This is a genomic window from Nonomuraea turkmeniaca (assembly GCF_005889735.1).
GTDB lineage: Bacteria > Actinomycetota > Actinomycetes > Streptosporangiales > Streptosporangiaceae > Nonomuraea > Nonomuraea turkmeniaca.
On the sequence record NZ_VCKY01000306.1, the window covers coordinates 1 to 10,999 of the forward strand.

11 protein-coding genes are annotated in these 10,999 nt (G+C 71.0%); 5 read left to right on the forward strand and 6 right to left on the reverse strand.

The annotated features are described in order from the left end of the window. Window positions 1–458: hypothetical protein (locus tag ETD86_RS48445; protein WP_138673375.1), on the reverse strand; the 458-nt coding region annotated here is incomplete at its 3' end. A gap of 587 nt (window positions 459–1,045) precedes the next feature. Here ETD86_RS48445 and ETD86_RS48450 point away from each other — a divergent pair. The 5 genes from ETD86_RS48450 (at window position 1,046) to ETD86_RS48470 (ending at window position 4,702) form a co-directional block, all read left to right on the forward strand. Continuing rightward, window positions 1,046–1,813 (forward strand): BtpA/SgcQ family protein, encoded by a 768-nt coding sequence (locus ETD86_RS48450; protein WP_211370792.1) that lies wholly within the window; start codon window positions 1,046–1,048, stop codon window positions 1,811–1,813. 50 nt (window positions 1,814–1,863) lie between these two features. Then, the gene (locus ETD86_RS48455; RefSeq protein WP_170223693.1) at window positions 1,864–2,910 is read left to right on the forward strand and encodes an SIS domain-containing protein; all 1,047 of its coding nucleotides are present in this window, start codon (window positions 1,864–1,866) and stop codon (window positions 2,908–2,910) included. A 392-nt stretch (window positions 2,911–3,302) separates the two neighbouring features. Beyond that, on the forward strand, window positions 3,303–3,788 hold the full coding sequence (locus ETD86_RS48460) for a hypothetical protein (RefSeq protein WP_138673377.1): 486 nt from the start codon (window positions 3,303–3,305) through the stop codon (window positions 3,786–3,788). A gap of 5 nt (window positions 3,789–3,793) precedes the next feature. Continuing rightward, window positions 3,794–3,997: a hypothetical protein gene (locus ETD86_RS48465; protein ID WP_138673378.1), complete on the forward strand. Its 204-nt coding sequence runs from the start codon at window positions 3,794–3,796 to the stop codon at window positions 3,995–3,997. Between the two features lie 153 nt (window positions 3,998–4,150). Then, entirely contained in the window at window positions 4,151–4,702 is a 552-nt protein-coding gene (locus ETD86_RS48470) for an NUDIX hydrolase (protein WP_170223694.1), read from the forward strand. A 6-nt stretch (window positions 4,703–4,708) separates the two neighbouring features. On the opposite strand, the gene ETD86_RS48475 is transcribed toward ETD86_RS48470, so the two are convergent. From ETD86_RS48475 to ETD86_RS48495, 5 genes are all read right to left on the reverse strand, one after another. Then, entirely contained in the window at window positions 4,709–6,034 is a 1,326-nt protein-coding gene (locus ETD86_RS48475) for a phosphohexomutase domain-containing protein (RefSeq protein WP_138673380.1), read from the reverse strand. After that, window positions 6,034–6,837 (reverse strand): inositol monophosphatase family protein, encoded by an 804-nt coding sequence (locus tag ETD86_RS48480; RefSeq protein WP_138673381.1) that lies wholly within the window; start codon window positions 6,835–6,837, stop codon window positions 6,034–6,036. The genes ETD86_RS48475 and ETD86_RS48480 overlap by 1 nt, the downstream gene beginning before the upstream one ends. Before the next feature lie 26 nt (window positions 6,838–6,863). After that, window positions 6,864–7,889 carry an N-acetylglucosamine kinase gene (locus ETD86_RS48485; protein ID WP_170223695.1) on the reverse strand — a complete coding sequence of 342 codons (1,026 nt, stop codon included), beginning with the start codon at window positions 7,887–7,889 and terminating at the stop codon, window positions 6,864–6,866. Then, on the reverse strand, window positions 7,886–9,082 hold the full coding sequence (locus ETD86_RS48490; protein ID WP_170223696.1) for a 3-dehydroquinate synthase family protein: 1,197 nt from the start codon (window positions 9,080–9,082) through the stop codon (window positions 7,886–7,888). The genes ETD86_RS48485 and ETD86_RS48490 overlap by 4 nt, the downstream gene beginning before the upstream one ends. Then, the coding region (locus tag ETD86_RS48495) for a thiamine pyrophosphate-dependent enzyme (RefSeq protein WP_138673384.1) at window positions 9,079–10,999 on the reverse strand (1,921 nt) is incomplete at its 5' end. The genes ETD86_RS48490 and ETD86_RS48495, both read right to left, overlap by 4 nt.

Below are 10,999 nucleotides of genomic sequence, written 5' to 3' on the forward strand. Positions count from 1 at the left end.
GGGTGGGGCTCATGACCGTATCGGTGCTGGCAGCCGTCGTCCAACACGCGGATCACGCTGTTGACGGTGCCCGTCAGCGACGAGCAGCTGACCGCGTGCACGATGTTGGAGCCGGTGACCACGAACCAACCTTCGGGGTTGGCGTAGGCGGCTTGAAAGCGCTCGAGATCGGGCTCAGTACGCTGCGCCCACGTGCGGTAAGCCCGGCACCCCGCGCACAGCTCGAAGCCGCCGTCCCGGCACGCACAGGTGCCGCAGCACGTGCACGGGACGCAGGTGTGCAAGATCTGAGTCCCATCGACGTCGATGGTGACAAGAACGTCTTCGACGTCGCCTTCGTCGATGATCGGGCGGATCGCGGTGCCCGAGGTGTTGTTGACGAGCACCTCGTAGCGCCCTGGCTCGGCGACGTCGATGACGCCGATGACACGCCAGTCCTCGTTGCGGCGCACGGGCATGAAGGCTCCAAGGGCTCGGCAATGTCCGGAATCCTATCGAGATTCCACCAGGGCGGGCGGTGCTCCTGTGCCGCCCTGGCAGCATCGGGCTCGTAGTACAGAGGGGTTCCCGGTGAGGCATGCTGATGGACCGCCAGTCGCTCCACGACATCGCCACGCTCCGTTCTCTGGCCGCCGCCCTGGATATCGCTCTCGATGTAGCTGGGACTGGCTGGCGATGTGCGCGACCGGCCAACACCGCTCGCGCTCGGCAACGCGTTCACCTGTCCAACGCCCTGGGCGGACAACAGGACCAGAAGGATGCGACGAGCGCAGGCGGCAGCGTGCTGGACGTGCCCGCCACGTCCAGCACGATCAACTGGCCTGAATGGGCGCAGCCGCTCACGGCCAGGACACGCGGACCTGTGACGTCGTGAGCTGCCGGCCCGCCCCTGGTGCTGCGGGAGGTCTTTGCGTGCCCGCTCGAGGGTGAGATGGTGGCATGGACCCCGATGGTCCCAAGGCATCTGGTCGGTGCTCGTTTGTCCTGTTGGGGAGGCGGCATGGGAGAAGGTGCGCCATGGCCTTCGGGGCGGCTGGTGTTGGGCATGGTGCATCTGCAGCCGTTGCCGGGCACGCCGTTTCACCGCGGGGTCGGGGTGGAGCAGATCCTCGCCACAGCGGTGGAATCGGCGCGAGCGCTGCGCGATGGCGGCGCGAGCGGATGTTTGGTGCAGACGGTGGATCGGGTCTACGCGCCGGGAGAGGAGACCGATCCGGCGCGGATCGCCGCGCTCAGCCTGATCGTCCGCGCGGTGGTCGAGGCAACGGGTCCCGGGTTCGAGGTCGGTGTTCAGCTGATGCGGACCGCGGCGCGGGCGTCGCTGGCCGTGGCGAAGGTCGCTGGCGGCTCGTTCGTGCGCGTCAGCGCGTTGGTGGGTGCCACGATGACGGCCAGCGGGCTGGTGCAGGCAGATCCCCTGGGGGTGATGGAGTATCGCAGCAAGATCAACGCCTGGGACGTGAAGATCATCGCCGATGTGGCCTCGATGCACTACCAGTGGTTCGGAGGCGGCAAGGACGTCGGGGAAGTGGCCCAGTCAGCACGGCAGGCCGGCGCCGACGCGGTGGCTGTCGGCGCACCGGACGAGAGCGAGACCTTGGACCTGATCGCGCGGGTACGGGCGGCGGCACCACACCTGCCGATCATCCTGGCGGGCTACACCCATCACGGCAACGCCGCCCAGCTGCTGGCCGCCGACGCCGGCGCGGACGGCGCGTTCGTGGGCACCTGCCTGGAATCCGAAGGTTGGGGCAGCGCCATCGATGTTGAGAAGGTGAAGACGTACATGCAGCTGATCGGCGACGCTCCATGATGAGCGCTGCAGACGGCGGGGGAGCGGCTTCTCGCTACACCGTCGATGAGATGCTCCGACAGAGCGACGCGCTCGCCGACGATCTCCGGAATCTGCACGATCGCGCGCGCGGCCAGGCGGGACGGGTCGCGCAGGAGTGGGTCGGGGTCTCGCACGTGTATCTGACCGGCAATGGCGACTCCTACCATGCCGCGCTCGCCACCGAGATGGCTTTCCAGACCCTGGCCGGAGTGCGGTGCCAGGCCCTCAGCGCGCTACGGCTGCTGGAGTACGGCGCGCCATGGGATCGGCCGCCCGCTCTGCCCAACGGCACCGCGGTGATCGGCATCTCCGCCTCCGGCGGCAACGAGCGCGTCCTTCAGGTGCTGGAGCGGGCCAGCCGGCACAGCGCCCGCACGCTGGCCATCACCTCAACTGCGGAGAGCCCCCTGGCTCGCGCGGCCGAGCACGCGTTGGTCACGCCGTTGCCAGGTCTGCGGCCCTGCCCGGGCATCCGTACCTATCAGGCGAGCCTGCTGGCCCTGCTGTCGATCGCCGTCGAGTTAGGGCACCGGCGCGGCCTCCGGTCCGTGGGCGCCTCTGACGGGGAACTGCTGGCCGTGGCCGAGGCCATCGAAGCCACCGTTGCCGCCGTGCGGCCCCGGTGTGAGGGCCTGGCTGCCCGGGTTGCTAACGCGCCGGTGATGGTGATGTTGGGCACCGGGCCCGGATACGGCAGCGCGCGGTTCGCGGCGGCCAAGGTGGTCGAAGCGGCCGGGCAGTATGCCGCGGGGCAGGATCTGGAGGAATGGGAGCACGTCGAGACGCTGGCTCACCCATCGGACATGCCGACGATCGTGATTGCGGCGCCTGGCCGGAGTCGTGATCGGGCGGTCGCGGTGGCCGCTCGGGCCCGGGCTCGCGGACGCGCGGTGGTGGCGGTAGCCGACGCCGAGGACCGCGACATGGCGGCCCACGCCGATGTGGTGCTTCCACTATGCGGCGTGATCCGGGAAGAGTTCTCGCCGCTGGTGTCCCACGTGTTCGGCGGCGTCCTGTCCTATGAGATCACCCGCCGTCTCGGCCGATCGCCGTTCTCCACGCACAAGATGCCGTGACTCGCTGTGTGCGGCACATCGCAGCGCCTGAGTTGGTCGACGTCGGTATCAGTAGCGCGGAGCGGCCGCAGACGGCCCGAGCCGCAGTCAGTGCGGGCCAGGAGACCGCGCGGCAGCTAGGACACCGTGCGCCGACCACCGACGTCACCGCCCCAGCGGAGGGGAGAGCTCAGATCATGACGGATCCGCCGCGTACCCCCGTGCAGGGGTCTTGTACTGGCCGGAATTGAGCCTCCACCGGAGGTCAGGCAGGGTTGCGAAGGATCGTGGGCGGATGGGGACGCCTACGATGCGACACGCCTGTCCTGTCTGTAGGTCATCGGCCTGGAATCGACCGCTACGATCGGGGGAAGATCACGAGCTGTCGCGTGGACGTGGCACGAGGAGTCTGGTTGAGCGACAGCGGGGCCGTCGATGCTGAGGGTGAGGCCGGTGAGGCGGTTGCGCCGCCTCCGTTCGAGCCGGTGCGAGTGGTGCCGACTCGGCCGGACGGCTGGCCTGACTGGCTCGGTCGCAGGCCGATCAGCTCGGCCGACCGGGACAGGATCCTGAAGGATCTGAGCGCCGATCAGGAAGAGTTGGACGCTGCCAAGCGACAGGACGGCCTGCGTCTCGCACCGCTGTTCTCGTCTGTGACGATCGAGGGATTCGGCCGGCAAGGTGATCCCCGAAAAGTGGCCCGGCTGCGAGCCGCCATCAACGCGGCGTGCCGGGTCGCGGCAGGCGATCGGCGGACCAGCTATCACGCGACCGATGAGCGCATCACGATCGGGATCGCTGGGCCGGACGCGCGTGAGCGAATCGCAGTGCTGCGCCGGCAGCAGCTCGCCAAGATCGGCGGTAGCCGTGGCTGGACGATCACCGAAGAGCTGAACTGACACTGGTGCAGGTCCGCCACCCGCTCGTTGAGGGTGATGAGGATGAGAAATCGTGGCCGTGGCTGGCGGGGATGGTGGTGGGCATGGTCGCCCCGGGCGAGTGGGAGATCGTGGTGACCGATGACCGCCTGGTGGAGGGGCTGGACGCCGGCGGGAACCCGGTCTACCCGGTCTGCTGTCGCGCGGCCGCGGCGATCCGCCTGCGGTAGGCCAGGTCGGTGTTCAGCCGGTAGGAGAGGCGTGGCGGCCCGCCCTTGTGATGCCGTACGGGCAGATGCGAAGTGTCAGGAGCCGGATCGTCTCCCCGTCGTCTTTGGCGATGCGTCAGCGCTGACGGCCTGTTGATCCGTAGGCTTCTGGGTGTGGGCGATGACAGGGTCAGTGAGTGGACGCAGCTGGGTGAGCTGGACGGGCCGGCGGGGTTCTTGAAGGTCCGTGGCCGCCGGTACCGGTATCCGGATGGCCGCGAGGACGTGTGGGACATTCTCGTGGGCGGCGCGACGGTGGCGATCGTGGCGGTGACCGAGGACGAGCAGGTGGTGCTGGCCCGCCAATACCGGCCGGGGCCGGGGAAGATCCTGCTGGAGCTGCCGGGCGGAAACGCTGACGGTGATGAGCCGGTTGAGGTCGCGGCGGCTCGGGAGCTGCTGGAGGAGACCGGCTATGAGGCGGCGAGCCTCGAGGTGGTGATGCAGACGTTTCTGGCGTCGTACGCCTCGCATCGCCGCCACGCGGTCGTGGCCCGGGGGTGCCGGAAAGTTGCTGAGCCGGACTTGGGTGACGGCGAGTTCGTCGAGACGGTGCTGATGCCGGTCGGTGAGTTCGTTCAGCATGTTCTCGGCGGGCAGCTGACCGACACCGACATCGCTTTTGCGGGGTTGACCGCCACCGGATACCTGAAGCCGGCCGTTTGACCACGTTCACTTGCTGCTGAGCGCGGCCGTGATGTGCTCGGTGGTGGGGGGGTCGGTTTCGAGATACAGGCGCGTGCCGGGCTCGGTGCCGGACGCGCGGACCACGACCCGGTGGTGACCGTCGTTGTCGAAGACGGTCACGTCGTCCTCGGTGCTGGCGTGCCAGCCTGCGAGCAGAGTCCGAAGCCGGCCGATGGTGTCGTCCACAGGTCCCGCGATGGTGACGATCCGCTGTGGGTGGGGATGGTCGCGGCGCAGGTCGGCGACGGCGTCATCGAAGTTCTGCACGCTGGTGAAACAGGCCGTGATGGTGGCCAGGGCCGTGAGGCTGTCGCGTTCGAAGTAGCCGCCGTTCCCGCTGGTCCAGGCGAGGGCCCCGTTGGGTTCGACGCCGAGCGTGGGCATGGCGGGCTGCTGGCGTTGGGCGGCGATGATGTGCTTGAACCCCACGGGGGTGCGGCTGATGGCGAGGTTCCGGGCGCGGGCGGCGTGGGTGAGCATGCTGGGGGAGACGGTGGTCGTGATGAGCCGCGCGGCGGGAAGCCCGGTCCGCAGAAGGATGGCCGCCTGTTCGGGGCTGGTTACGTAGCCGGATCGGGCGGTGACCAGGGCAAGACGGTCGCCGTCGCCGTCGACCATGGCCACCATGGTGTTGCCGGGAGCGGCAGCTGCGCGCAGCGCGGAGGCCGCGATCTCGTCGGCGGCGGGACGGGAGGCGGGATCGGGGGTGCGGCCGGCGAAGAACGGCAGCGGCCGGCCGCGATGCCAGGCCAGGTCGGGCAGGTGCGGGGCGAGCGCTGCGACGGCGCCGTGGGCGGCGTCGATGATCAGGTCGCCATCGAAGCGTCTGGCGGCGTCGGCGAGGTCCTGTCCGGCACGGGCGGCGTAGAACGCGGCAACGTCGGCCCGCTGGTGCGGTACACCGGGCGTGGGAGGAGGTGCGACCGTGGCGTTGTGGTCGGGCTGGGGCCAGGTGATGCCCTGTCCGTGCGCGTTGCGGAGTTTGACGCCGATGTAGCCGGGCGGGTTGTGGCTGGCGGTGGCGATCACGGCGCCAGTCACGTCTGGGTGGGTGTGGGCGAACAGGCCATAGGCGGGAGTAGGTGCCGGTCCGGTGGCCAGGATGCAGGTGATGTTCCGGGCGGTGAGCAGGTCGGCGGCGAGGACGGCGAGTTCGGCGGCGCCTGCGCGAGCGTCGAAACCGACCAGAACCCGGTCGCCGAGCGCTCCGCTGGCGGCGGCGTGGTCGATCGCGGCGAGCAGGTGGAGCTCGGACCAGGCGGGGCCCGGTATGCCGCGCCAGCCGTCGGTGGTGGTCGCTACGGAACGCATCACAGGCTCCTGGAAGGTCGGGTGAGCAGGTTAACGGCAGGATGGTGGTGGGCGGCGTCGGCTTGCCAGCCGCGGATCGTTGTCGGCAGGGTGCGGGCCAGGTCACGGCCGCCATCGTCAACGACCCGGCCGCCGGAGGCGGCGACGGTGAGCGCGGCGGCGGCGTAGTCCCACGGGGCGGCGTGGCTGCCGGACGCGGGCAGGTAGAGGGCGGTGCGGGCCCGGCCGAGGGCGACCAGGACCATCTTGACGGTGGCGGTCGGTACGGCTCGCGCGGTCAGCGGCGGGGTGAGGCCGGTCAGCGCGGGCCGGGCGAGGCGCTCCTGGCGTGGGCTGGTCAGGACGGTGTCGGGGGTGAAGGTGGGGAGCGCGTCGAGGTTTCCGCTGGTGTGCAGGGTCGTCGGGGTGCCGGACAGGCGGATCCGGTAGGCGGGCAGGTCGATGACGGCCGCGGCCGGGTGGCTGGCTGTCACGAGGCACAGTGCGATCGCGTAGTGAGGGCTTCCCCGGATGAGTGGGAGGGTTCCATCGATCGGGTCGAGGACGAAGCAGTCGGCGGGCAGCGGGGCGAGACCGGAGCGCTTTTCCTCTGCGATGACGGGTACGCCGGGCCACAACGCGGTCAGGGCGTCGCAGATCAGCTCCTGTATGTGCAGGTCCAGGTCGGTGACCGGCTCCGTGCCGCCGTGGATATTGCGTTTGCTGCGGGCCGGGCCAGAGCCGGGCCGGAAGGTGGTGGCCAGTTCGCGGCACCGGTCCAGGCAGCCGGCCAGCGGCTGGGCGAGCCAGCAGTGCTCGGGCATCGCGTCCCCCCTTTCCGGGCGGGTGATCACCGCATGGTCACGGTTCGGGCTGTGGATGTGCTGGCCCAGGTGGGCAGGGCGGTGGTGAAGGCGGTGAGCGTGCCGGGCTCGCTGGCCCAGATGCCGCGCAGGTGAAGCAGCGCCGCGGCCCGGTCGGTCGCGGCGTGGTCGATGATCGCTTGCAGGTGGAGGCGGCCGGTCAGGTGCGCGGCCAGGCGGGATCGCAGTCCGTGTGCGCGGGTCAGCAGCGATCCGGCCACGATCAGGGTGATGGGCTGGCTGGTCAGGCCGCAGCGGCGGCTGACCGCCTCGGCTCCCGCGGCGAGTTCTCGGGCGGCGTCGTCGAGGACGGCCGTGGCGACGTGGTCGCCGCTGGACGCCGCCTCGAGTACGTGTTCGGCGAACGTCGCGACGTGCGCCTTGCTGTGCGCGGCGTAGACGGCGTCGAACAACGCGTCCGGCAGCGGCAGGTCGTCGCGGCCGGTCCAGCGGCTGGCTGCGTCGATCAGCGTGGTGTGTGGCCCGCGCCCGTCCATGGCGCGGATGACGGCTCGCAGGGCGGCGACGGCGATGTGGTGGCCGCCGCCTTCGTCCGACAGCAGCCACTCCAGCCCGGACGCACGCGCGACGCGCGGGCCGTGGCGGGCGGCGAACCCGGTGCCGGTTCCGGCGATGACCACGCAGAGCGGCCCGTCGGCTGACAGGAGCGGCACGGCGATGTCGTTGGTCACCAGCGTCGGTACGCCGGGCAGGCCGGTGGCGGTGAGCGTGTCGCGCAGCAGCGCGCCGAACCTGGTCGCGGTCAGCGTGGTCGATGCCGCGCCGTGCGCGGCGATCACGCCGCGCACGGTGGACTGCCGGTCGGCCGGAAGGCCGGTGAACAGGGTGGTCAACAGGGCGGCGAGGGTGGAGACGGCTTGCCGGTCGCCCACGGACCTGGGGTTGGTCGACGGGCCGCTGGCTTCGGAGCGGACCGACGTCCCGGTCGCCAGGGCGGCCCACGTGCGGCTGCCTCCGCCTTCCAGGAGGATCCATGAGCCCGGGCCGGTCACGGTCGGGCCCGTGTGGGATGGGCGAGGTCGTTCAGCGCCGACTCGAACTCGGCGTGGCAGATGTCGTCCAGCACACCGCATTCGCCTGGCCGGTACGGGACGACTAGGTAGAGCGGGCCGTTGCGGATCCGCCGGATGATCTCGACCCGTTGCCAGATGCGCCCGCGTAGAGCAGGGGTGATCGAGATCGGAAGCTGGTAGGCGGCCAGGAGGTTGAGGATGCGGGCGCGGTCTGCGCTGGTCGCCAGGCCGCGCGCGTGGGCGACCGCCACGGCGGTGGCGATTCCGGCGGCGACGGCTTCGCCGTGGAGCATCCGGTAGCCGGTCGCCGCTTCGAGGGGATGGCCGATGCAGTGCCCGAGGTTCAGCAGGCGGCGCAGGTCGCCTCGTTCGAACGGGTCGTCGGCGAGCAGCGCGAGTTTGGCCGCGACCGCGGCCCGCACGATCGGGGTCAGGGCCGGCCCGTGCGGAGCCTGGCCGGAATGCCTCTCCAGGTCGGCGAACAGCGCGGGGTCGGCGATCAACGCGACTTTGATGACTTCGGCCAGGCCGTTGCGGACCTGCCGGGCGGGCAGGGTACGGGTCAGCTCCGGGTCGATGATCACCATTGCGGGGTGGTGGAAGGCGCCGAGTAGGTTCTTGGCGCCGGCGTAGTCGATGCCGCCCTTGCCGCCGACGGCGGCGTCCACCTGGGCCAGGACGGTGGTGGGGATCAGTGCGTAGGGCAGGCCGCGCATGTACGTCGCCGCGGCGACGGCGATCAGGTCGCACACCATGCCGCCGCCGAGTCCGAGCAGCAGGGTGCGGCGGGACGCGCCCGCCTCCACCAGGCTCTGCCAGAGGATCTGCAGCCCGGGCAAAGACTTGCTGGTCTCCCCGGCGGGGATCGGTGTGACCGTCACTGGGACGTCGATCGCGCGGATCTGCTGGAGCAGGCGGGGCAGAAGGTGAGTGACACCGGTGTCGGCGGCGATGACGACGCTGGGTGAACCCAGGCGGGCCACCAGCGGGGCGAGTCGCGAGGCGAGGTCGTCGGCGATGCCGTGGCCCAGGTGGATCGGGTAGGCGTCGGTGCTGCGCACGCTGACGGTGAACCCGGTCCCGGTGTCGGCGACGTCAAGACGCCCTTCGACGGCGCGGGCACCAGCCGCCGTGACGATCCCTGTGCCGGTCTTCGTGCCGGCCGCCGTCACCGCAGTTCCCGGGCGATGTGGTCGAACAGCGCCTGGCTGGTCAGCCCGGCCTCGCGATACAGCGCCTCCAGCGGGCTGCCGGCGATGCCGTATCCGTCGACGCCGATGCTGATCGCTCCGTCCGGCAGGAGCGAGCCGAGGACGGCCGAGGGCGCGTTGTGGATGCTGGCCGTCACCGCGGCCACCGGCACGATCGCATCCCGGCGCGGCTGGGGCAGACGGGCGAACCGGGTCGGGCTGACGATCTCCACGACCCGTGTCCGCCGGCCCAGCTCCGTTGCCACGCGTTCGGCGGTGGCCAGCGCCACCTGGCGCATGTCGCCCGCGGTGGCGATGACGACCTGCGGGTCCGGGTCCTGGCGCAGGGTCCACGCCCCGTCCTGCAGCGGCCGGTCGGCCAGCTCGCGCAGGTCGTGGCGGACCGGCACGCCTTCGTGGGGCAGCCGCAGGTAGGCGGGACGGCCGCTGGAGATGGCCTCCACCGCGAGGGCCTTGGCGGTGTTGATGTCGCCTGCCTCGAAGATCTCCAGGCCGGGGATCGCCATCAGGGCGGCCAGAGCGCCGTCGGATTGCACCATCGGCCCCAGCAGGTCCCCGATCCCCGCGGAGGTGCCCACCAGCAGGACCGGCAGGCCAGGGAAGGCGATGGACTGGCGGATCTGGTCGAGCATCCGCCAGTAGAAGCCCTCCATCGAGCACAGCACCGGGATGAGGCCGGCGCTGGCGGCGCCGGCGGCCAACGATGCGGCGTCCTGCTCGGCGATGGCGCACTGCAGCACGTCGGAGGCGGGGTTGTCCCACTGCCAGGACCCGGCCTTGTCCATGCGCGCCAGCAGCCCGGAGTTACGGATCGCGTCCGGCGCCATCCACAGCATCGGCAGCGCCGACAGTTCTTCGGCCAGCTCTGCTGCCAGGCACTTCTTGGCGACCGCGCTCGCCTCCACCGGACGGCCCGTGATGGCGGCGTGTAGCGCGGCCCGGTCCGGAACGGACCGTGAGGTCGTCCTGATGGCGGAGGTGCCGGTACGGCGCTGCCTGGCCGCAGGATGATGCCGGTCGATCACGGTGAGCGCGTCGGTGATGAGCGTGGCGACGTCCAGCACGGGAAGGTGCTCGGGGGCGACCTCGGCGCTGAGGGTGTTGCTGCCCTCCACCGCCGGGGCCAGGCCCTTGCCCTTGACGGTGTGCAAGATGATCGCGGTGGGCCGGGCGCGCCCTTCTCCGGCGTCGTCACCGGCTTGTGTGGTGTGGAGCGCGTCGATGACCGCGGCCAGGTCGTGGCCGTCGACCTCGATGGTGCGCCAGCCGAAGCCGCTCCATCGCGCCGCCCATTCCTGACGCGGCAGTCCGATCACGCTTCCTGAGCCGTTGGCGTCGATGAGGGCCACGAGGTTGGCCAGGCCCAGGCGGGCCGCGGTCATCGCCGCCTCCCACACCTGGCCCTCGGTGCATTCGCCGTCGCCGAGCACCACGAACGTGCGCGCCGATGATCCGGTGCGCCGGTCGGCGAGCGCCGCCCCGGCCCCGAACGACAGGCCTTGGCCGAGTGCGCCGGTGCTCATCTCGATGCCCGGCGCGGCGCCGCGCCGGGGCATGCGCGGCACCGGGTGCCCGACCTGCCCGAAGGTGGCCAGGTCCTGCCAGGAGGTTGTGGGGAACGCCCCGAGCGCCCACAGAGCGAAGTACCAGGGCGCGGCGGCGTGGCCTTTGGAGTAGATGAGACGGTCACCGTCGCCAGTGCCGTTCAGGTGGGTGGCGCCGGAGAAGTACAGGGCGGTCATCGCCTCCACCATCGAGGAGGTGCCGCCGGGGTGCTTGTTGGCCGCCAGCACCCAGGCCCGCATGCCGGTGGCGATGGTCTGCAGGTCACGCAGGGGCGGGCGGGTGGCGGACGGGCCGGGGTTGTCGGTCACGGTC

Excerpts from the sequence above, each read along its gene's own strand:
- ETD86_RS48450 (WP_211370792.1), top strand. The coding sequence starts at position 1,046 with ATGGTGCATCTGCAGCCGTTGCCGGGCACGCCGTTTCACCGCGGGGTC.
- ETD86_RS48455 (WP_170223693.1), top strand. The coding sequence starts at position 1,864 with ATGCTCCGACAGAGCGACGCGCTCGCCGACGATCTCCGGAATCTGCAC.
- ETD86_RS48475 (WP_138673380.1), bottom strand. The coding sequence starts at position 6,034 with ATGCGTTCCGTAGCGACCACCACCGACGGCTGGCGCGGCATACCGGGC.
- ETD86_RS48480 (WP_138673381.1), bottom strand. The coding sequence starts at position 6,837 with ATGCCCGAGCACTGCTGGCTCGCCCAGCCGCTGGCCGGCTGCCTGGAC.